The sequence below is a fragment of the Dyadobacter sp. BHUBP1 genome (genome assembly GCF_050587785.1).
Lineage (GTDB): Bacteria > Bacteroidota > Bacteroidia > Cytophagales > Spirosomataceae > Dyadobacter.
On record NZ_JBOBIH010000001.1, the window covers coordinates 1,091,916 to 1,113,551 of the forward strand.

General features: G+C 51.5%; 16 protein-coding genes. 5 read left to right on the plus strand and 11 right to left on the minus strand.

The window, feature by feature from the left end:
- The first annotated feature begins 14 nt into the window (after nt 1-14).
- Nucleotides 15-1,430, plus strand: coding sequence for a CCA tRNA nucleotidyltransferase (locus tag ACQ4MZ_RS04585; RefSeq protein WP_430843404.1), 1,416 nt, complete (start codon nt 15-17; stop codon nt 1,428-1,430).
- Between the two features lie 84 nt (nt 1,431-1,514).
- Complete coding sequence (locus tag ACQ4MZ_RS04590; RefSeq protein WP_015811882.1) at nt 1,515-1,712, plus strand: hypothetical protein; 198 nt, start codon at nt 1,515-1,517, stop codon at nt 1,710-1,712.
- A gap of 38 nt (nt 1,713-1,750) precedes the next feature.
- Here ACQ4MZ_RS04590 and ACQ4MZ_RS04595 read toward each other — a convergent pair whose 3' ends face one another.
- Nucleotides 1,751-3,031, minus strand: coding sequence for a DUF2851 family protein (locus ACQ4MZ_RS04595; protein ID WP_430843405.1), 1,281 nt, complete (start codon nt 3,029-3,031; stop codon nt 1,751-1,753).
- Between the two features lie 123 nt (nt 3,032-3,154).
- On the opposite strand from ACQ4MZ_RS04595, the gene mtgA reads away from it, so the two are divergent.
- On the plus strand, nt 3,155-3,841 hold the full coding sequence (gene mtgA / locus ACQ4MZ_RS04600) for a monofunctional biosynthetic peptidoglycan transglycosylase (RefSeq protein ID WP_430843406.1): 687 nt from the start codon (nt 3,155-3,157) through the stop codon (nt 3,839-3,841).
- A 31-nt stretch (nt 3,842-3,872) separates the two neighbouring features.
- Here mtgA and ACQ4MZ_RS04605 read toward each other — a convergent pair whose 3' ends face one another.
- Both ACQ4MZ_RS04605 and ACQ4MZ_RS04610 read right to left on the minus strand, forming a co-directional pair.
- Entirely contained in the window at nt 3,873-5,246 is a 1,374-nt protein-coding gene (locus tag ACQ4MZ_RS04605) for a hypothetical protein (protein WP_430843407.1), read from the minus strand.
- 185 nt (nt 5,247-5,431) lie between these two features.
- Nucleotides 5,432-6,109, minus strand: a complete 678-nt coding sequence (locus ACQ4MZ_RS04610; RefSeq protein WP_430843408.1) for a hypothetical protein — start codon at nt 6,107-6,109, stop codon at nt 5,432-5,434.
- A 74-nt stretch (nt 6,110-6,183) separates the two neighbouring features.
- On the opposite strand from ACQ4MZ_RS04610, the gene ACQ4MZ_RS04615 reads away from it, so the two are divergent.
- Nucleotides 6,184-6,633, plus strand: a complete 450-nt coding sequence (locus ACQ4MZ_RS04615) for a DUF6934 family protein (RefSeq protein ID WP_430843409.1) — start codon at nt 6,184-6,186, stop codon at nt 6,631-6,633.
- 1 nt (nt 6,634) lies between these two features.
- Nucleotides 6,635-6,790, plus strand: coding sequence for a hypothetical protein (locus ACQ4MZ_RS04620; RefSeq protein WP_430843410.1), 156 nt, complete (start codon nt 6,635-6,637; stop codon nt 6,788-6,790).
- Between the two features lie 72 nt (nt 6,791-6,862).
- On the opposite strand, the gene ACQ4MZ_RS04625 is transcribed toward ACQ4MZ_RS04620, so the two are convergent.
- The 8 genes from ACQ4MZ_RS04625 to ACQ4MZ_RS04660 all read right to left on the minus strand — a co-directional run bounded on the left by ACQ4MZ_RS04625 (nt 6,863) and on the right by ACQ4MZ_RS04660 (nt 21,612).
- Nucleotides 6,863-7,705, minus strand: coding sequence for an endonuclease/exonuclease/phosphatase family protein (locus tag ACQ4MZ_RS04625; RefSeq protein ID WP_430843411.1), 843 nt, complete (start codon nt 7,703-7,705; stop codon nt 6,863-6,865).
- A 118-nt stretch (nt 7,706-7,823) separates the two neighbouring features.
- Nucleotides 7,824-9,422, minus strand: a complete 1,599-nt coding sequence (locus ACQ4MZ_RS04630; protein ID WP_430843412.1) for a RagB/SusD family nutrient uptake outer membrane protein — start codon at nt 9,420-9,422, stop codon at nt 7,824-7,826.
- Nucleotides 9,423-9,455: 33 nt separating this feature from the next.
- Nucleotides 9,456-12,896 (minus strand): SusC/RagA family TonB-linked outer membrane protein, encoded by a 3,441-nt coding sequence (locus ACQ4MZ_RS04635; RefSeq protein WP_430843413.1) that lies wholly within the window; start codon nt 12,894-12,896, stop codon nt 9,456-9,458.
- Between the two features lie 191 nt (nt 12,897-13,087).
- Nucleotides 13,088-14,170, minus strand: a complete 1,083-nt coding sequence (locus tag ACQ4MZ_RS04640; protein ID WP_430843414.1) for a FecR family protein — start codon at nt 14,168-14,170, stop codon at nt 13,088-13,090.
- Between the two features lie 89 nt (nt 14,171-14,259).
- Complete coding sequence (locus tag ACQ4MZ_RS04645; RefSeq protein ID WP_430843415.1) at nt 14,260-14,853, minus strand: RNA polymerase sigma factor; 594 nt, start codon at nt 14,851-14,853, stop codon at nt 14,260-14,262.
- Between the two features lie 159 nt (nt 14,854-15,012).
- Entirely contained in the window at nt 15,013-16,221 is a 1,209-nt protein-coding gene (locus tag ACQ4MZ_RS04650) for a metallophosphoesterase (RefSeq protein WP_430843416.1), read from the minus strand.
- A gap of 33 nt (nt 16,222-16,254) precedes the next feature.
- Complete coding sequence (locus tag ACQ4MZ_RS04655; protein ID WP_430843417.1) at nt 16,255-17,985, minus strand: RagB/SusD family nutrient uptake outer membrane protein; 1,731 nt, start codon at nt 17,983-17,985, stop codon at nt 16,255-16,257.
- A 15-nt stretch (nt 17,986-18,000) separates the two neighbouring features.
- A complete protein-coding gene (locus tag ACQ4MZ_RS04660) occupies nt 18,001-21,612 on the minus strand; it encodes a TonB-dependent receptor (RefSeq protein ID WP_430843418.1) in 3,612 nt (1,203 codons plus the stop codon).
- Nucleotides 21,613-21,636 lie beyond the last annotated feature (24 nt).

Sequence of the window (21,636 nt, forward strand, 5' to 3'; positions counted from 1 at the left end):
CCTACCTTTGCGGCATGAATTTCAAAGAGCAATTGACACCATACCCCGTTCTGGAAAAAGTTGCCGGCGCCGCGAAGGAGCTGGGTGTGGAAGCATATATAATCGGCGGGTTCGTCAGGGACCTGATACTCAAAAGGAACAGCAAGGACATCGACATTGTTTCCATCGGCAGCGGCATCGAGCTCGCCGAGATGGTCGCCAGTAGGCTGGGGCCGGATGTTTTTGTGAGTGTTTTTAAAAATTTTGGTACTGCTCAGATCCGCCAGGGCGACCTCGAAATAGAATTTGTAGGCGCTCGAAAAGAATCCTACCGTTTCGAGTCCCGCAAGCCTGCGGTAGAGGACGGTACCCTGGCCGACGACCAGAACCGCCGCGATTTCACTATCAACGCAATGGGTATCAGCCTCAATGCGGGCACATTCGGCGAGTTGATCGACCCATTCGACGGGATGAGCGATCTCCGTAAAAAGATCATCCGTACCCCGCTCGGTCCCGAAATCACTTTCTCCGACGATCCGCTGCGCATGATGCGCGCGATCCGGTTCGCAAGCCAGCTCAACTTCGATATCGAGCCCGATACTTTCGATGCGATCGTGAAAATGAAGGAGCGCATCAGCATTGTGTCGATGGAACGAATTTCTGATGAGCTGAACAAGATCATTCTTTCCAAAACCCCTTCCTACGGTTTCAAACTCCTTTACCACGCCGGGCTGCTGGCCATTATTTTCCCTGAATTGGTGGAGTTACAGGGCGTGGAGCACATTGAAGGCAAAGGGCATAAGGATAACTTTTACCACACATTACAGGTGCTCGACAACGTCTGCCAGGTGTCCGACGACCTCTGGCTACGCTGGGCGGCTATCTTGCACGATATTGCCAAGCCGGCTACCAAGAAGTTCGACAAGCGCCACGGCTGGTCGTTCCACAACCACGAGGAAGTAGGCGCGCGGATGGTACCGGTGATTTTCCGTCGCATGAAACTGCCGCTGAACGAGAAAATGCGGTTTGTGAAAAAGCTGGTAAGACTGCATTTGCGTCCGATAGTGCTTTCCAAAGACGAAATCACCGATTCGGCGATGCGGCGTTTACTGGTGGAAGCCGGTGAGGACATCGAGGCGTTGATGAACCTGTGCCGGGCGGATATTACCTCCAAAAACCCGGAAAAGGTGCGGCGTTTCATTAGCAACTTCGACTTAGTGGAACAGAAACTCAAAGACCTCGAAGAACGCGACAAACTCCGCAATTTCCAGCCGGTGATTACCGGTGAAATGATTATGGAGGCGTTCGGATTGAAGCCGGCGCGGGAAGTGGGCATTATCAAAGAAGCCGTGCGTGAGGCTATCCTGGAAGGTATCGTTCCCAATGAGTACGAGCCCGCTTTCGCATTTATGATTGCGGAGGGTGAAAAAATGGGCCTCACCCGTGTGTGAGGCACATTTTTTATATTAACCACGCCAATGCCAGCGCATATTTGATATTTTTGCGAACTTTTAATCTCCTCATAGACACATTTCATGGAAAACGCTCAGTTCAAACGTTTTTTCGGCTCTTTGCTCACTATTCTGGGTATTGCGGTATTGTTATTTGCGTGCGTCGCATTTTTGTCAGACAAGCCCGTACTGGGGCTCACAGTATCCAAATGGGAGTCGATTGTGCCGTTTTTGGTAGGAACGGTATTTCTACTAACGGGCGTAAACCTGGTGAAAGGCTAGGCGCCCTCGGCTGAGCGCCCCTGGCTGAGCGCCCCTGGCTAGGCGTCCCTTACGAGTGCTGCGCCCACCATGCATTCCAGGCATTGTTTTGGCGTGCAGTAGTTGTTAAACCATTCGATCAATGCCTGCGAGTCCGCCGCGGTTTTCACGCGCATACCCAGCGATGCCCACTGGCGCGTGATCCGGTTATCTTCCGCAGGTATCTCCGAAAGCCAGTAAATGGCCTTGTCGAGCAGTTCCGGTTGCTGCCGGTGCTTCGAATAGGCGACCAGCAATGGTGCCGCGGCATTGACAATCAGTAAATGGGCGGCATCGACCCCCAGCACGGGTACCTGGGCCCGCGCTTTCTTCCCGAATAAGTAATGTTCACGCCAGTAGGCGGATTGCTCGATCCGGAACAGCTCCCTTATTTCATCAAAATGCTCCGAAACAATAAACCGGTTCAGCATACCGCCGGTATTGCACAGCAACTGCGCGAACTGCGCCAGCCTGATCGTCGGGAACCCTGCGGGACGTAACCGCGCATATTTCCACTCATGCGGGTGCATTGTCTCGTCCTGTAATTGGTATTTGGCGCTGAGAAAGCGAAACTCCTGTTGGAGCTGGCGTACATATATTTCCTCCGAATTCTCTGAAATAAGCCCCGCGCAACCAAATAGTAACGCTTCAATCTGAACGAGTCGGTCGGTATGTTTGCGGATGATTTTCCAGGGAACAATGCCGGTCAGTCGCTGAAACGGGGCGTCATTGAGTTTAAACCCGAAATAGCGACCAAGCCACTGATACGCCGTTTGCTCCCAATCCTGATGGTTCGCTTCCAGCAAATGCTGAATTTCCAATGCTTTACGTTCCAGCCTTTCGAGGAGCACCCTGTCGAGCATGGCATATTTGCGGATCTGTTCCACATCTCCAAACTGGCGATTGCAAGGTACTGTATCGTTTTCATCAAGCAGGCAGCGGTATCTCTCTATAACGGAGGCTTTCACGAGGCCATTCAGCGACAACGTCGGGACGATTGTACCGTCGCGCCGCGTTGCCGGATGATCATTCTCCCACACCACATGGAGGATCACACAATCATAGGCACCGTTTTGCTGGTGCTCGTGGAGGCACCAGTCCGAGGCTTTTACGTGGATTTCGATACTTCCTACCCAAAGCACTCCATTGATGATAACGCGGGCCTCGGAAAAATCCGGTCCGGCGTCGGTGTTCCTCTGGCCGGGACGGATAACGGAAAGCGGCAAGTGCTCGTCGGTCGCCAGCCCTTTCTTATCGAAATACTGGAAGCGCCAGATAAAACTCAATAAATCCTCATTCATATACAGCGTGTTTAAAAATTTGACGATTAAGGCGCCTATTTCTTTGCCTAAACCTGATTAGTTTCTGTTCTTTGTACGCTGTTTTTGTTACTTGGTTTCTGTTTGTAGAAGTAAAAAAGTTTTATGCTCCGCCGTCTGCAATTTATTGCGCTCAAAATCTTCCTTGCTTTTCTCGTGCTTTCAGTGGTTTGGGTGGTTATTCTGAGGTTTTTGCCCGTTTGGGTAACGCCCTACATGATCTCCCGGAAGATCGACGCGTTCAGGGCCGACGAGGATACCGAGATTTACCATGACTGGGAGCCGTACGAAAACATTTCCAAAGAGGTAGCCCTGGCAGTAGTAGCTTCTGAAGACCAGAATTTTCCTAATCACTGGGGTTTTGATTTCGATCAGATTTACAATGCAATGACCGAGGACCGCAAGCGAGCGCGCGGCGCCAGTACGATTTCCCAACAGGTCGCCAAGAACGTGTTCCTCTGGCATGGCAGGAGTTTCGTCCGCAAGGGGCTTGAAGCCTATTTTACAGTTCTGATCGAAGTGCTGTGGAGCAAGGAGCGTATCCTGGAAGTATATTTGAATGTGGCTGAAATGGGGAAAATGACTTTTGGCGTAGAAGCGGCTTCGCTGCGTTACTATAATAAGTCGGCCAAACGCCTAACCCGCTACGAAGCTGCGCGCATTGCAGCGGTGTTGCCCAATCCGATCCGGTTTTCGATCCAGAATCCGTCTGCGTATGTGAACAAGCGTACCAACCAGATCGTCCGCCAGATGCGCTACCTGGGCGGGCAGAAGTATCTGGCGGATCTTTAAACGAATTTCTATAACTGCGTGGTTAAGGCCGCTACGGCTCTCTTGATGAACGGGGCGAACTTTGCTGACGACTCGATGGGGCAGTCGATGGTCGTGGTGCCTCCTGCCGGCTCGGCGCTGGCCGTGTAGAAGGGGTCGGTCGTGCAGGCCGTTCAATGTTTGGCCGGATGACCTCCGGACGAGGCGTTGGTGTAGGCCGGATCACTTCCGGTCTGGGCGACGGCGTCGGGCGCGTTACCTCGGGACGAGGCGTTGGGGTTGGTCTGGACACATCCGGGTTGCCTGGCCGTGTCGGCCGCTCGATGTCCGGCCTTGATACGCCTGGATTAGGTCTCGATGTGCCGGGACGCGTAACTTCGGGACGGTCAGTACCTGGTCTGCCTGTTCCCGGACGACCGCTGTTGCCGCTTCCTGGTCTTTCAACAGAAGGGCGCGTGGTGCCGTCGTTCCCCGGCCGGGTCGTACCCGGGCGGCCGGTTGATGGGCGGGTGATCACCGGACGGCCCGTTTCATCAAAGCTTGGAAGCCTTTCGCGAGTCGCTGGGGCTTTGGGATATCTTTTTACAAACAATGCAGATCCCTCCCGCGCCGCTGAAGGACGTGAATAAGTGGCGCGGTAATCGCCCCGCGTGTAGCGTGTATGCACGATCACCGAGCGTGAACGGAAATTGCCGCCATAGTAATGCGTGTGCCAGGCCGGGTTGCGGTAGCTGGGCCAGCGACGGAAGTGCCCATTGTAATAGTAATGCCAGTGGTAATGGTATCCGTAATAATAGTGCCAGTACCGCGGGCGCCACGGATGCCAGTAGGAAGGATAGTAATGCCACCGCCACGGCGATCGCCATACCACATATCTTGGCACAAAAATAAATTGAATAACTGGCCAGCTGGACACATAAACCACATTCTGCTGAACCGCAGCAGGCTCAACTTCCCTGTTTCCGTTATAACCCGGATTAGGCGTCTCAGTGACCGTTCCCGACTGTGAATTGGGTTCGATAATGTAATCTTTGCCGTAAAGATCCTCGTCCCCTACGAGCTGGATCCATACTTCGCCATCGTCCTTTTTTTCGACATAAAATGCAGCTACATCCTGATCCTCGCTTTCGCTGACTGCTACTTTCAGGCTGATCGTATGAAGATTACCCTCCACATTGTCCTCTACGCGGATGTAGTCGATCTGGTTATCGCCGTCGAGGTCGAGGTTGTTGATCTCCGAATCTTCCTCATTGAGTTTCCGCTCGAAACCTTCGAGCGTTTCCGATTCCTGGAATAGCTTTAAAACCGCATAGAGATTGAGGTTATCGCCGGGAAGATCAAGCTTTTCTTCTTCGGCCTGGCCGAATGCCTGGTTGCTTGTCCAGAACATCCATGCGCTCAGGACGATCAGAAAGAGATTTTTCATAATGATGTTGTTTAAAAGCAATGTAGCGATTCCTGCTTATTTAACTCAAATCCCATTTAGCATAACCCTCCTAACGTGCCGGGTATCGGATATGTTCTTCAATGGATCGCCTTTTGTCGGGGTCAGGTCGGCCTGTTTTCACTGCCCGATGCTCCCTGACCAGTCTCGATGAACTTCCAAGGCGGTTATTTTCGGGCGCCGGATGAAGTGCTTTTGGCAAGTCCCTTATTCTTTTCGCTCAAAAAACGGTAGTTTCTGTGATGCGCCAGAGTACGGTCCAGCTTTTCAAACAATCCCTTGTCTTTCAATGCAAACCAATTGACTTTCAGTAAATATAAGCTGACATAGGATTTCGGGTTCTCTGCAATAAAACCGGCCGTTGCCTCCCATAACTTCTCGCGCTCCTTTGCCTGCTCGTTTACCCAGTACCGTACGCTATCGGGCTGATTATGCTTTTTCGCACGTGCTTCGGCCACAATGTATGCATTCAGGCGATGGTCGGAAGGGGATTGCACGAGCGATTGATATTCCCGCCATTCCTCATTGCTCTTCGAATGAGTTACCGTCGACTTGGCGAGGTTGGAAGTATCCAGCCGTATTTGTGTGCCCGGATCGAAGAAGAATGTCAACGCGCCCTTCTTCTGCGAAACCTGAAACTGATATAAATCCGGCAACAAATCCGAATCCATATTCAGGTGTGTCGTATCAAATCCCAGCTTGATCGAATGCACCACCGCCGCAAATCCTTTCTCCCGTGTGAGTAAAAGCGCCTTTCTGTCATTCCAGGCCTTAGGAGCAATAATTTTGATTTTGACGCTCTGCGTCGACACGAATGCCAGACACGCTACTGTACAGATTATCAAAAGGTTTGTACGGCTTACCACAGGTTAGATGCTTCGGAATGATGCCTACAATTTAGTATTTATCTTTGCATTACATGCACTATGATCAATATGAAATAACACCCGGCGATACAGCCTTGGTTTACGAGTTTGTGAGCCAGGGGCCCAAAGGTGATGTGAAGAAAGTTGTGATGTACAGTCCAACCAGCATACCAAATTTTTTTAACTTGGGATTTGGGGATAAGAATGAATTGACCGGACAGCTTGACGACAAAGTAGTCACCAATAATGGAGACAGTGTCAAAGTAATGGCAACGGTGGCATCGACATTGCTGTCTTTCACGGAAGAATTTCCCGGTGCAATGATATTTGCAGCCGGTAGCACAAAATCCCGGACCAGGTTGTACAGAATGGGGATTTCGAACAATCTTGAAACTATAAGGCTTGATTTTCAGGTTTATGGTTTTGTAAACGCTGGTTGGGAAGAGTTTGTACCCAACACCCAGTATGAAGCATTTCTTGTTATCAGAAAAAAGCGATTGTGAAATGGAGAAAGAACTTGAACGCCTGCGAAAACCTATCTTGAAAAAGGCTGATAAGAGCCTTGACGAACTCCTGAATAAGGGTTATTTCAAAGAAAAGATAGAATTGGCTGAGCATATCGTAAAAACCTACGGCCTCCCGAAATTCGACAAAAAATAACGGCAGTCAACCATCGGCGATCGAACATTCTTCCGATCGCCAATAGCCGACTGCCGTAAGCCGAAGTCTATATTACTTAATCTCCACCTTCACCAAGACCGGCTGGTGATCCGATGGATAGCGTTGCTCCTTGGAATCGGTCAGCACGCCGTATTTCAGAACATTTACATTCTTACTCACAAAAATATAATCGATCCGGGTCTTCATTTCGGCGTCGAATTTGAAGCTGTTGAAGGTGCCTTCCGGGCCATATGGGGCTTGTTTGGTCACGTCGTGAGTGTCGTTGAGCAGGCCGGCGATCGTTTTGATCTGCTCGGTGTCCGGTGATGAGTTGAAATCGCCGGTGAGGATGGCAGTGCTATTGCCTGCTATTTCCTTGATTTTTTTCACCATTAAATGCCCTGATTGTCGACGCGCTTCAACGCCCTGGTGATCGAAATGCACATTGAAGAAGTAGAATTTCTTTTTGGTATTCATATCCTCGAACTGCGCCCATGAGCAAATGCGGTTGCAGCATTTGGCATCCCAGCCAAGACCCGGTTTGTCGGGGGTTTCACTGAGCCAGAAGTCGCCCGATTTGAGCAGTTTGAAACGGTCTTTTTTATAGAAAATGGCGGAGTGCTCTCCACCTTCTTTGCCATCGTCGCGACCTTTGCCGTAATAGGCAAATTCAGTCAGCTCGGCTACGTCTTTCAGCTGGCCTACCAATGCTTCCTGTACGCCGAAGATGTCGAATTCATGGAAACGGATGAGGCCTTTTACATTCTCCTTGCGGTTGGGCCAGGCATTTACGCCGTCGTTGGGGGTGTTGTAGCGAAGGTTGTAGGACGCTACATTCATAGTTGCGGTTTTCTGCGCATACGACGCGCTTGCGAGCGAGACGAATGCCAGTAGGTAAAGGGCAATTTTTTTCATTGGGTATAGAGATGATTAATTAACTATAAAACAAAAGACCCCGAAGGGTCTCCTGTTGTGAAGCCAAAAATATGCGATTAATGTTAACTCATGATGAAAATTCGCATTTGCGTCGCCATTACCATCCCGGTGTTTGCTTGTAGGCACCGTTGCTGCGCGAAATCTCATCCGGGTTCATCGGCCAGGCCATGTGCTTGCCCGGATCAAAGTTGCGGGCTGGCCAGATTACCTGGATTTTGTAAGGCGAAGCCGGATCGGTTTTGTTGTCGTGGATGCGGCCGTGGAGCGGCATATTGATCTTGTCGTAATCGCCCCAGCGTTTCAAGTCGGCCAGGCGGTCAGTCCACTCGCAGGCGAGCTCCACACGGCGCTCGTGTTTGAGGTCCGCCAATGTTGGCGTTGCAATCGAAGCGAGTCCCACGCGGGCGCGGATCTCGTTTAATGGCGCTGCTGCTTCAGCATTTTTACCTTGTTTGATCAATGCCTCGGCTTTGAAGAGCAGGATCTCCGCATAACGCATCAGCGGCAGGTTCAGGCGCGTCGAAGGACCATCGCCATTCTGGTTGATCATCGTGTTGCTTCCTGCATTTTCATTGCTTCCGTAGCTGTAAGGCTCCATATATTTTCGGATCTGGAAGCCCGAGAGGCTATTGGTCGAGAAGTAGGAGCGCTCTTTGCCGAAGTAGGTGAATTTATCCCCGAATTTCAGGATGGTCACCTCGCGGCGTGGATCTTTCGCTTCGTATTCTTCATACAATTCTTCGGTAGGCTGGAAATAGCCCCAGCCATTGAAAATGCCCCAGCCTTTGTTCTCCAATGCGACACCCGGGAAGATCGAGCCGCCCTGAATACCGGAGTTCACCGACCAGATGTATTCGCTCGTCCAGTTGTTATCGATCGTAAACACCGCCTGATAGTTGGCTGCCGGACTGCCCTTGCCCGTAATGAGCGCGCGTCCACCTTCATTCTTGATTTTATCAGCCAGATCGGGGATCAGTGCCCATTTGGAAGCATCATATTGCGCCCAGTAAGCGTAGGTTTTAACCATATAACCCCATGCGGCAGCCTTGTGTGCGCGACCCTGATCGCCCGCGCCGTAAGTTTGGAACAATGGGAGCAGGTCGGCGGCTTTTTGCAAATCACTGATGATCTGCGCGTAGTTGTCGGTTACGGAAGGGAGTTGCGGCGGAATGCGCTTGCCGAACTCCGCGTTCTCAGGCCCGTCGAAAGGTACGCCAAGGTCTTTGTGGCCCCATGAATAGGCGATCCAAAAGTGAGCGAATCCGCGGATGAAGTATGCTTCCCCCAGTGCACGGTTCTTCACGGCATCGGATACGCCAGTAGCCGTAGGAATACCCTGGATCACCTGATTGGCCTTGTTTAACATCCAGTACACATCGTTCCAGCAGTTGGAAATGGAGCCTTCGCGGCCGGTAATGTTGAAATTTTTGATGTTGTCACTTTCCGCACGCACGCGGCCGGTCACGATGTCGTCGGAGGCATTCTGCATCCAGAACAGGTTGCGGCCCCAGGTATTTTCGTAGCCCATCGGCGCGTACATCGCGGCAACAGCTTTGTTCAGATCTTCGTCGCTTTTCCAGAAGAATGCGGTGGTGGGGGAGCCGTTCGGTTTGGTATCTACCCAGCTTTCTGTACATGCGGATGCACTCACGGCCATGACAATGGCAAGACCCGCATTTTTAATGATATGTTTCATGAGTCAAAGTCTTTGTTTGGTCGAACTTAGGTGTTAGAATTTGAGCTTCACACCGGCTGAATACACGCGTGCTACCGGATACTGACCTCCATCGAGGCCTGGTGCGGTGTAGCGGCCATCGATGAGCTGACTACCGATCTCAGGGTCCATGCCCGAATATTTGGTAAATGTCAGCAGGTTATCGCCGCTCACGTACACGCGCAGGCTAGGCTTGCCTGGCTTGCTTTTGAATGTGTAGCCAATAATCAGGTTTTTCAAGCGCAGGTAATTGCCGTTTTCGAGGTACCAGTCCGAGTTAGTCGAGAAGTTTTTGCTCGGATCGTTCGCCCGGATCTTTGGAATATCAGAACCGGTATTGGTTTCCGACCATGCGTCCAGAATTTTGTCCCAACGGTTATAGCCCTGCTCAGCACCATTCAATGTCGATTGCTTGAATGCGTTGAAGAGTTTCACGCCCCCAACTCCCTGGAAGAAGATGCTGAAATCAAAGTTTTTCCAGTTCGCATTGGCAGTGATACCGTAAGTGATTTTCGGGAATGCATTGCCCATGTACACGCGGTCCAAATCGTCGATTTTGCCGTCGCCATTTTCATCTACAAATTTCAGGTCACCCGCTTTTGCGTTCGGCTGGATACGATCGCCCTTCGGCCCCACGTAAGCCGCAGCGGCTTCGTCTGATTGGAAAATACCTGCATTTTTGATCAGCCAGTAAGAGAAATAGGGCTGGCCGACCGTCGAGCGGAAAGGTACCAGAATACTTCTCCACGCATCGCCATGCGTCCATACCGAGTTGGGGTTTTCATCGATGTAGTCGACGCGGTTTTTAAGGGTAGCAAAGTTACCGCCGATCTCGTAGCTGAATTCACCGACCTGGTCGCGCCAGTTGGCAGCAAATTCAAAACCGGTATTCCGGATCTTGCCCTGGTTGATGAAGGGAGCGCCGTAACCGTTGGTGTTCGTCCATTCGGTATCCTGCTGTTTGATCAGGTCGTAGGTGAGCTTGTTGAAGTAGTCGGCAGTGATGGTCAGTTTTTCTTTCAACAGACTGATATCCAAACCAAAATCCGTCTGTTGCGAAGTTTCCCACGATAATTCAGGGTTAAATCTTGAACTCACATATAAACCATTGCTGATAGGGGCACCATTACCGACCTGGTAGGTTTGGTTCGGGGTAAGATTGGGATAACCATAGTATCTGCCGATAGAGCCGATGTTACCAATGCGGCCCCAACTGGCGCGGAGTTTGAGCAAATCCAGACCTTTTACATTAAAAAACGGTTCCGAGCTGAGTTTCCAGGCACCTGTAAAACCAGGATACCCTTTGGCACGGAAACCCTCGGCGAGGCGTCCGGCAATATCGTAGCGATAGCTGGCAGTCACGAAATAGCGATCAGCCCAGCTGTATGACAAACGGCCTACATAGGATGCATTACGGTCTTTCCATTCGTCATCCGAAGGTCGGTTCTGGTCAAAAATGGAGGCATTTACAAAGAATTGTGCCCAATCCGCTTCATTTTCGAAACCTCTTGCGGCGATACTGAAATAGCGGTTACCATTCTCCTGTGCGGTCATCGAGGCCATCGCACCTACGTTGTGACGGCCGAATACACGCGAGTAGTTCGCTGTATTTTCCCAGATCCAGTGGTAACCGCGATTAGTGGAATAGGAAAGAGTATTCTGGTTATTAGGCTTTCCGGGTTCCGTTCTTTTAGGCTCGAAATTTTTCCAGAGCGAGCTGTTCTGGCGGTAGCTAAATCGGGTCAGAAAGCTCAGGCCGGGGATAATGTCGGAATAGCCAAGCTCGGTAACCGACTGCATATCATTGCTTTTGTTGTACGGCCTGTTGCGAAGTAATGTACCTACGGGGCTGATCGCATCGCCATGGATACCCAGGTATTGCGAGTCACGCGGGCCTACGCCGCCGAATGTACCGTCTTCATAATAAGGCACAGCCGAGCGCGGCATGTAAATGGCCGACAGCACGGTTCCGCTGTAACCGCTGGTCGTTTCAGTTCCGCGGTTGTCGTTATTATTGTAAAAAAGCTCCTGGCGAAGTTTAATTTTATCCGTGAACTTGTACATCGCATTGAAACGCACGGACAAATTCTGCGCATACGTATTGATGAGCGTGCCCTCGTCGCGTTCGTAGCGGCCCTGCAAAAGGGTCGAGAACTTGTCAGTACCGGCATTGAAGCTAATGTTGTGGCGTTGAATGAGACCTGTACGGAAGATTTCGTCGATCCAGTCTGTGCGGGTCACTTGTGCGTACGGATTTTTGGTAGCGTCCCAACCGTCGAGCGGTGCGAGGCCTGCATTAGTATAAGCCAGGTTGGACACTTTGGCCTCGTCGGCCGCGGTGAGCGACTGTGGCAGCTTCCAGGCCTGTTTCATACCCATAAAACCACTGTATTCAATGCTCGGTTTGCCTTGCGCGGCCTGACGCGTGGTGATAAGGATAACCCCGGCGGAACCAGAGAATGCGCCATAAATCGCTGCCGACGCTGCGTCTTTCAAAACGGTAATGGATTCGATGTCAGCCGGGTTGTATGGAGCATTGGGTACGCCGTCGACCACGTATAGCACGCTCTCACCCCCGCGCGAGCCCGTCCCGCGAATGGTGATATTGGGCGTCTGGTTAGGGTGACCGCCGTTGCTGATCGCCGTTACACCGGCGACTTTGCCCTGGATCATGCTACCTACATTAAGTACCGGCCGGTTTTTGATCTGTTCCATATCGGGTACAGTCGCAACGGAAGCCGATAAGTCGGCCTTTTTAACGGTTCCATAACCGATTACCACCACCTCCTGCAACGACTTTGTATCCGAAAGGAGCGTTATATCCAGCTCCGACTGGTTGCCTACATTCACTTCCTGAGCGAGGTAACCCACGAAGCTGAAAATGAGCTGGGTATCGCCGTTGGGGATTTCTATTTCAAATGTCCCGTTCGCTTCAGTGGAAGTACCGCGCTGAGTGCCCTTTACCACCACGCTTACGCCCGGCAGCGGCTCTTTGGTATCGGAGGCGATGACTTTCCCGCGAATTACACGGTCGATAACGTCATCTTCACCGAATGTATCGAGCAGGCTGGTGTCGTTTGCACCGGCAGCTTTGCTGGGTTTGCGGTTCAGGATAATGTATTCTTTGGAAACTGAATACCGGATGTTGAGCGGCGCAAGCAACTGGTCGAGTACGACCGAGAGCCGCTGGTTTTCGGCCGAAACGCTCACTTTCTGGTTACGCACGAGCGAAGGCACATACGAGAAGCGCACGCCCGTAGATTTTTCGAGGTTGGTGAGCACCTGGCGCAGGTCCTGGCGTTCGGCTTTCAGGGTTACGTTGCGTTGCAGCAGTTCCTGCGCTAGCCCGTTACTGGCGAGCGACAGGCTGCTGAACAGCAGGGTCAGTATGAATGGTATGCATGCAATTTTCATCACAGTCACCAGGTACGTTAGTGGTCGACTACTTTTTTTCATAAATTCGAATGGTTTTGATGAATTCTGGACAAAGCCCTCCCGTGCTCCGATTTGGGCGGAACTGTCCTTCTGTTGAAATGAACCGGGAGAATCAGGCCGGTAATGCTGCATCATTGCCGGCTTTTTTATTGAATCTGGGTCAAGATTTAGCCATAAGTAGAAGGGTTGTTTTGGTTGAAAGGAAAATTTGGTTATTCGCAGCCCTGCCCGGTGATAACGACCTGTCCGTCGGTTACCTGGTAGCTTGCTTCGATGGTAGAGCAGATTATTCCTAACTTGTCAAAGAATGGCTCGTCGCGCAGCGCCACGCGCAGATAGCAGTTTTCGAGCCTGGTGGAGTCGTATAAAATCGGTATCCCGTAAGTTTCCTGCAATAACTTGAATGCCTCTCCAACTGGTTGATTATCAAATGTGAAATCCGGTTTTACGACCGGGCGGGCGATGGCCACCGGGTTTTCAGTAATGCCGCGCGCGAGAACGGGCGTCTCCGTAGTGAATACCACCTGCTGGTTCGGCGTAAGCAGCATTTCGACGCCTTGCTTATCGCCATTAAGGTCCTTCGCTTGCATTACCGCTACTTTTCCCGTACGCACGATCACTTCCACACGCTCCGAAGAAGATTTGATGGTAAAACTCGTTCCTACTACCCGCGTGACGAGGTCATTGGCATATACGAAAAATGGATTGGCTTTGTCCTTTTGCACTTCGAAGAACGCCTCTCCCGAGAGAAATACTTCTCTTTTATGATTATGGGCGAAAACCGGAGCGTAGCTGACAGCCGCGTTGGGCATGAGCCGTATTTCACTGCCATCCGGCAGACTGACCTGCATTGGCTTTTTACCTTTGTTGATGACCTCTTTCAGCGGGACGGGAGACACTGCAACGTAGCGCTTATACGTATACTGGCTCTTAGGGAATGCCTTTTCTCCCGAAACCAGCCAGCCTATTCCCACCAGAACCAGCACCGCGGCCGCGGCGTACCACCACCGTAACCGGACGATATTAGCCTTACGGGAGGCCATCGTACGTACGACCGAATCATTCAGGATCCGGTTCACCTCGTGGTCGAGCTCTTCATGCGTGAGGTCACTGGGTTGTTTTTCCCAGGTAAGGATCAGCTCGGCCGCCTGGTCCATCAGCAGCGCTTTCTCCGGGTACTCCGAGCGGAGTTTGGCCCAGAAAAAGTCGTTACGCGGCCGGCCGTTTTTTACCCATCCCCTGAAATCGTCGTCAGTAAGAAAGTCTTCCAGGTTGTAGTGGTAAAATGGATGCATCGGCTTGTCGGGAATGTGTTCTAAAAGTATAATCCGCCGCGACCGCCAGGATCATGGAAGAATCATGAAAAATTTTAAAAATTTTTAGATCAATGCCCGCGAACGAGGAATAGGAGAAGCAGACCGGCGAGCAGAAGCCATTTTTGACGGAACACTTTCAGGCTCTCATACAGGAGGTTAGCCGTAGCCGGGCGCGATATATTGAGGATTTCGGCAATGCGCTCGTTGGAAAGATCCTGGTAGAACTTCAAATGGATGATTTCCTGTTGCCGGGGCGTGAGCGACTGGATAATATGCTGGATGCGCGAATGCTTTTCCGCCGCAAACTCGGTAAGGATCAGTTCGCTTTCGATAGAGTTAGCTGTCTCGTGAAAATCTTCGGGAGTGTGTTCCAATGCCAGAAAAACTTCCGGCCGGGCTTCCAGGCGGTTACTGTTCCTGAAAATGCGGTTTCGGAGGCTCGTGAGCAGGTAGGGCTTGATCTGATCGGTCTTGCCGAGGGATTCCCTTCGTTCCCATAAGTAGAGAAAAAGATCGTGCACGAGGTCTTTCAGCACGTCACGATCGCTGACAAAACGCCTTCCGTAATCGAATAATGGGCGGTAGTAACTGCGCAGGAGTTGTTCAAAGGCAAGCGGGTCGCCTTCCCTGAACTTCTGCCAAAGTACCGAATCCTGTTCCACGAAAAATGGGTTACGTTAAAAGCAAATGTACCATTTTTCTTTGTTGGCAAAAATCCGGTGTGCGCGGCGACGATTATTTAATGTTAAGGTAATACTTTAAGTAACCGGGCGATTAAAAAATAGGGCAGCAAACCGGTTGATCTGCTGCCCTGAGATCCATTACTTGTTTTTCTTCGGGATCAGGAACTTACCCACGAGTTCGCCGTCGTCGCGGATCATTTTCAAATCCAGTTGCTTACGCGTCGCATGGAGTTTGATGAGCGTCCGTTTGCCTTCCAGCGGCCCGCCGCCGATCACGATCGGCCAGTTATGGTCTGCGTCAGGCTCGTGGGTCATGTACCGGTGGGTGTGTCCGGAGATTTGCAGGTCGATTTTAGCTTTGTTCAAAACCGGTCCGAACAATGCCCGGCAATGCATGGTACCATGCCAGTCGCCCGAATGGTAGGGCGAAATGTGGATCAGCAGCACGCGGAAATCGGCCTTTTTGAATTCCGGCGATTCGATTTCCTTTTCCAGCCATTTTTTCTGCACCTCGCGGTAGCGATCGAATGCCGACAAACCACCGTACTCGACGCTGTCGTCTGTCTTGTCCTCGCCCGAATCCAGCACGATAAAATGCACCGGGCCGCGGGTGAACGAGAAATAGTACTTATTGTCGGGATAGGCATAGTACTCGGGAATATGTCGCGAGAAACTGCCCCGGCATTCGTGGTTGCCTTGGGTGAGCAGGAAGGGGAATTCGGTGGCGAAAATGTCGACCGACGGTTTGATCAAATGGTCGACCATCTGCTGCTCTTCCGTAACCCAGTCGAAGCAATCGCCGTTGAAAACTACGAAATCGTAATCTTTGGTATTACCCGTATAACCATGGCGGTACAACAGCTGCGGAATGATCTGCGGGCGGTCGTGGATGTCGTTAAATACCACCATTTTGAATTCGTCTTCGTTCGGTCCCCAGGTTTTGAAACCGTACATCGGGCTGGCGATCGTTTCCCCGAATTCCACTTTCGAGCCTTTGTAGCCCAGTACTTCGGTGGATACGATCTTGTATTTGTGCTCTGTTCCCGGCGTGAGGTTGGTTAATGTAATCTTATTAATGCGGTTGTTTGCCTCGATGAGCCCGTTGTTGTAGCCGAACTCGCGCTTGCTCGTATAAGTGCCTGCGCCGTACTCGACCCAGCTGAAACAGTTTTTGTGGGTGATCCACATAATGGTGACCTCGTTCGCGCCCATATTCTGTAAATAGGGGCCGGCCACGAAATGGTTTTTCTCTTCCACTGCGGGAGCAGCTTCTGCCGCCATCGGCAACAAACTCAGCGCCCCAATCCGGGACATTTTTTCAAGAAACGACCTTCTTTCTGAAAGCATAAAAGTTAAAGGTTAGGAATAGTCGATAATAGTTTACTCCCAGTTAGGGTTTTGCGTCAGGTTGGTGTTCAACAGGCGCTCCTGTTTGGGGATCGGGTAAAGGTAATCACGGATTTCAATGAATTTCTTGGTGATGTGGCCATTCACGATGATATTACCGCCCTTCGCGCCGTTTTCGAGCGACACATCGCTGCCCAGTTTCAGGAGTTGCGCGCCTTTAATGTCCGGCTTGGTGCCTTCATAAATCACCACGTCGATGGTTCCGCTCTTGTCGAGATCGTACTGGCCGGGGCCGGGAAAGTACATGCCTTTGAATTGTTTGGTCAAAGCCTGGCCCTCTTTCCAGCGGATAAGATCGTCCCAGCGGAAAAAATTTTCCATCACGAGCTCAATGCGGCGTTCGCGGCGGATTTCGAGGATTACCCCCAAATTTTTGCCGCTGATCTGCGTGTACTGTTCGGCTTGGTAAGGATCCGGTTTGGCATTAGCCTGCTCCATATTGATGTTCGGCATGCCTACGCGGTCGCGGATAAGCTTGGTCGAAATGTCGAGATCGGCCTGAGTTAATGTGCCTTTTTCGGCTTTCGCTTCGGCGTAGTTCAGCAACACTTCGGCATAGCGGAAGATCGGCATGTCGGTAATGTCTTTCGAGAAAGTATCCCATTTCGGAGCCGATACGAATTTGATCAGCTGGTAGCCTGTCACGGTAGCCCCGAATTCCGGTACGAGCGGGGTATTTTCGCCGATACGGGTATAGCCCGGGGTGCGGATTGTCTGCGTGAGGCGCGGATCGCGGCTTTGAACTTCCTCAAAAAACTGCATGGTTTCATAACCCTTCTTATCGGTGAAACGGGAACCATCTGCCATAAGATAGCTATTCACCAGTTTCTTTTCCAGGCCGGGACGACCATAAGAAGCGGTCATCGTGTAATAGTTGAGGTTATGATAAACCTGCAATTCATCGCTGAAATCGCGGGCGAGGATCACTTCGTCGGGGATCGCATTGTCGGAGGAGAACAGCTTCATATACGCAGTGGCCGGTGTGGCTTTGTAAATGGAATAGCCGCTGTTTTTCATCAGCTCTTCCGAAGCGGAAATACAGGCGTCGAGGAATTTATCGGCATCAGGCAGGTTAAATTCCGGGTGGTATTTGCGGAAAGTACCTTCATATAATCCGATACGCGATTTCAATGCCAATGCCGTGTATTTGGTAACGGTTGTTACCTGGCGGCTGGCATCGAGGTTGGCGATCGCGTAATCGATATCAGCCATCACCGAGTCCATCACGAGCGTGCGCGGATCGCGGGGTTTGGTAAGTAACTCCTGGTCTTCGAGTTCGATGGTAGTCGAGTACCAGGGCACATCGCCGAAGCGTTTGACCATCCCGAAATAAAAATAGGCACGGAAAAAGCGGGCCAGCCCATTGTATTTGGCAACGGCTTTCTTGTCGGGACATTTGCCGGAGTTTGCGAGAAAATAGTTGATGTTCCGCAAATTTCCCCAGCTCCATCCGCCACCGCTGGTAGGTACTACACGCGTTCCCTGCAACTCGTCGCGCAAGCTGGTTTTGACAATATTGTCTACGTCCTCATTGTACACATCCTCTGCCGTGGGCAGTGCGTTGTAAAAGGAGTTGGTATAAAGCAACAGATCGTTTTCGGTATTGAAGAAAGTCTCCGGCGAGATCGCGTCCTGCGGGAGCTGATCCAGATCACAAGCCACCAGGCCAAGTGAAATGGCGATAATGCTAAATATTTTTTTCATCGGTATGAATGCCTTTTAGAATGTGAGGTTAAGACCGGCTGAAATGGTTTTCGACAATGGATAAGTACGTCCATTGGTTCCGTCGCCGTCGAACTGCTCGGGGTCGATGTATTTCGAGCGGAGCGGGGTGTAGGTCAGCAGGTTTTCGCCACTGATGTAAATCCGCGCTCTCGGAATGCGCACCAGCTTGCTGATACGCTCCGGTACCGTGTAGCCGATCACCACGTTTTTCAGGCGCAGGTATCCTACATTCTGGATGTAGCGGTCGTTGGTAGCACGGAGGTCGCCACCGTCGTTAAGTGCCGTGTAGCCGCGCAACACCGGGAAATAGGCATTGGGGTTTTCAGACGTCCAGATATCGTTTCCAAAATCTTTCGGGATAAACGAGTAGTATGGACGTGAATAGGGGCCCCAGAATTTGTCGGCATTGTTACCCGGATACCAGTTTCTGCGGAGAATACCTTGCGCCAATGCCGAAATATCGAAACCATTCCACGAAGCGCCCAGGTTGATACCGTAGCGGAAGCGAACGCGGTTGTTACCAACGATTTTCAAGTCACCCGGGTCGGCGAGCGTGTTGGAGCCGTTGTTGATCTTGCCGTCGCCGTTCAGGTCTACAAAACGCAGGTCACCGGCTTGCAGTTTGGCCCATTCGCCGGGTGCGCTCAGGCGCTGCTTATTGACGAACGACTGGTCGATCTTGAAAGCCTGAGCCTCTTCGTTGCTCTGGAACATTCCGTCGATCGAGTACCCCCACATTTCACCTATCGTCTGGCCAACGTAAGGACTCGAAAGCACTTTGTTCGGGTTGTCGTATTTGGTGATTTTGGATTTGGAATCTGAAACGATGAAAGACACATTGTAGCTGAGCGGCTTACCGGCCAGTTTAAACATATCCGCCCAGGCGATCGAAAGTTCAAAACCTTTGGTTTGCAGGTCTCCCGCGTTCTGGGTCGGAACTGTCGCACCATACACCGAGGGAAGAACCTGGCCAGGAATGAGCATGTCGGTGGTTTTACGGATGTAGCCGTCGAATGAAAGGTTCAGCCGGTTTTTCAGCAATGTCGCGTCGAGCCCGATGTTCGAAGTCGTGGCCGATTCCCAGGTCAATCCCGAAGAGATAGGGGATGGGCTGCTTACATATTGCAGTTTCTGGCCGTTCGTAATCCAGGTCGACTGCGCCGTAGGCATCATCGGAACGTAAGGATAGAAGCTGGCCGAGCTTGGGTTGTCGTTAAACTTCGGCGGCAACTGGTTACCCAAAGTACCGTAGGAAGCGCGGATTTTCAGGTTGTTTACTACATTACGCGCAGATTCGAAGAAGTTCTCCTCGCTCAAACGCCAGCCGGCCGACACCGACGGGAAGAACCCGTAACGTTTGCCTTCGCCGAAACGCGAGGTCCCGTCGTAACGGCCATTCACTTCAAGCAGGTATTTACCCTGGTAGTCGTAATTAGCCCGGAAGAACGCCCCGAACAGTTCATACTGGTAAGCGCCGCCGCCCGAAAGCTGCTCGCCCGTTCCGAGGTTCAGGTCGTTGAGGCTTTCCGAGAGCAGGTTCTTGCGTGAGCCGGCCAACACCTGGTGTTTCCGGGACTCGTAGTTGATACCGGCCGTGGCGCTGAAAAAGTGCTTCCCTAAGGTGTGGTTGAAGGATGAGAACACATTGACCACGTTCTGCGGATCGAACCACATGGTTTTCTTGAACTGGTCGGTGTTGTAATTAGGAACCGTCGTCAGAATGCCGGGCTGGATTGAATACGTCGCTACGGCTGAACGGTACCAGTCGTCGGCGATGTAGAACGAGTAGGAGTGGTTTGCGGTGACGTTCCAGTTTTTAGCCAAATCTATCTGAACCGTGTTAATGGTCGTAAGCTCATGCACTTTCTGCTCTCCGCCTGCCACGCCTTTCAAAAGGTTGGCAAACAAACCGTCACCGATGGAGTAGTTGTTTTTTAGCGTATTATAGGTAGGCGTGCCGTCCGGGTTGCGCGGCGCGTAAATAGGCAATGCATGCACGGTGATCGCTACAAAGTTCGCATTGGCACCGCCTTCCAGGCCCGGGTATTTGTATTTCGAGTCAAAATACTGGGTATTGTTGCTCACTTTCAGCCAGGGTGTGAGTTGGGCATTGATCTTGCTGCGCAATGTGTAGGAAGTGAATTTATCCGTGTTAATGCGCATAATACCGTCTTTTTCAAATACGGAACCTGAGAGGAAGTAGTTGATTTTATCGGTACCGCCCGAGAGGTTCAGGTTATGCTGGCGCGACGGCTGGCTCATGTTGAAGATCGTATTCCACCAGTCGTAGTTACCGTAGTAGTTGTAAATGTCTTTTCCGTTCACATTCTTCACTACCACCCAGGGACGTGCCGGATTTTCCGTTTTGTCGTAACGACGCGCTTCGATTTCCTTGTAATCTTCCTCCGAATAGCGGGTATAGCTGTTGCCGGTCGCCCGGATGAATGCTTCGTCATTAATCTTCACATAGTCATAACCGTTGGTCATGAAATCAGTGTTGATGGTCGGTTTCGACCATCCGAAGTTGTTGCTGTAAGAAACGGTAGTCTTGCCGTTTTTCGCGGTTTTGGTGGTAACCAAAATCACCCCGAAAGCACCGCGTGCACCGTAAATGGCGGAGGCTGCGGCGTCTTTCAACACGGATACCGACTCCACGTCGCCAGGGTTAATGCGGTTGATATCGCCCGGAATACCATCGATGAGCACGAGCGGCGACCCGCCGTTCACGGAAGTTTCCCCGCGCACGTTCAGCGCCCCTCCCTTACCCGGCTGCCCGGTGCTGAATGTGATGTTGAGGTTGGGTACCATGCCTTGCAGGATCTGCGACATGTTGTTCAAAGGCCGGTTTTCGAGGTCTTTGGATTGGACCTGGGACACCGCACCGGTCAGGTTGACCCGTTTCTGCGTGCCATAACCCACCACCACGAGTTCCGATAATGCTTTGTTATCTGCCTGCAAAGTCACATTGATTTCGGTGCGGTTACCAACGACGATTTCCTGCGAAACATAACCTACGAAGCTGAAAACCAATGCCGATTCCACGTTCGGCACAGTGATTTCAAACTTTCCGTTGCCGTCGGTCGTGGTGCCTTGCGAGGTACCCTTCACGACGATGCTTACGCCCGGTAGCGTACCCTGCCCGTCGGATGAGCTCACGGTTCCGCGCACCTGGATTTCAGTCGGCAGTACATATTGAAGCAGTTTCTCTTCCAAGTCGGGGATCACCGATTCCTGCCGGCTCACGCGCGTCTTGGCAAGCACGATCTGGTTGTTGATCACCTTGTAGTTGATTCCGCGAGGCGCAAGCAACTGGTCCAGGATCCGGGAAAGTTTCTGGTTCTTTACCTCGATGGTTACGTTTCCCTTGACGGAGACCCGGCTGCTGTACACAAAGCGGGTATTGGCACGGGCCTGTATCTCGTTCAGGGCCTGTTTGAGCGAAACATTGCGGAGTGTGAGCGTCATATCCTTACTCAGCACAGACTGGGCCGCAGTTTCCTTCGCATAGCTGCCGGCTGCGAGCGAGACGGCAAAAATCCATTGAAGCAGTCCAATGCGCATAATTTTTCGCCAGTCGACCGGCTTGTTACGTACTGTTTTTTGCATAATTTTGATTGTCTGATGGTTAGG

Coding starts and splice junctions, on each gene's coding strand:
- ACQ4MZ_RS04585 (WP_430843404.1), top strand. CDS start 15: ATGAATTTCAAAGAGCAATTGACACCATACCCCGTTCTGGAAAAAGTT.
- ACQ4MZ_RS04590 (WP_015811882.1), top strand. CDS start 1,515: ATGGAAAACGCTCAGTTCAAACGTTTTTTCGGCTCTTTGCTCACTATT.
- ACQ4MZ_RS04595 (WP_430843405.1), bottom strand. CDS start 3,031: ATGAATGAGGATTTATTGAGTTTTATCTGGCGCTTCCAGTATTTCGAT.
- mtgA (WP_430843406.1), top strand. CDS start 3,155: ATGCTCCGCCGTCTGCAATTTATTGCGCTCAAAATCTTCCTTGCTTTT.
- ACQ4MZ_RS04605 (WP_430843407.1), bottom strand. CDS start 5,246: ATGAAAAATCTCTTTCTGATCGTCCTGAGCGCATGGATGTTCTGGACA.
- ACQ4MZ_RS04615 (WP_430843409.1), top strand. CDS start 6,184: ATGCACTATGATCAATATGAAATAACACCCGGCGATACAGCCTTGGTT.
- ACQ4MZ_RS04620 (WP_430843410.1), top strand. CDS start 6,635: ATGGAGAAAGAACTTGAACGCCTGCGAAAACCTATCTTGAAAAAGGCT.
- ACQ4MZ_RS04625 (WP_430843411.1), bottom strand. CDS start 7,705: ATGAAAAAAATTGCCCTTTACCTACTGGCATTCGTCTCGCTCGCAAGC.
- ACQ4MZ_RS04630 (WP_430843412.1), bottom strand. CDS start 9,422: ATGAAACATATCATTAAAAATGCGGGTCTTGCCATTGTCATGGCCGTG.
- ACQ4MZ_RS04635 (WP_430843413.1), bottom strand. CDS start 12,896: ATGAAAAAAAGTAGTCGACCACTAACGTACCTGGTGACTGTGATGAAA.
- ACQ4MZ_RS04640 (WP_430843414.1), bottom strand. CDS start 14,170: ATGCATCCATTTTACCACTACAACCTGGAAGACTTTCTTACTGACGAC.
- ACQ4MZ_RS04650 (WP_430843416.1), bottom strand. CDS start 16,221: ATGCTTTCAGAAAGAAGGTCGTTTCTTGAAAAAATGTCCCGGATTGGG.
- ACQ4MZ_RS04655 (WP_430843417.1), bottom strand. CDS start 17,985: ATGAAAAAAATATTTAGCATTATCGCCATTTCACTTGGCCTGGTGGCT.
- ACQ4MZ_RS04660 (WP_430843418.1), bottom strand. CDS start 21,612: ATGCAAAAAACAGTACGTAACAAGCCGGTCGACTGGCGAAAAATTATG.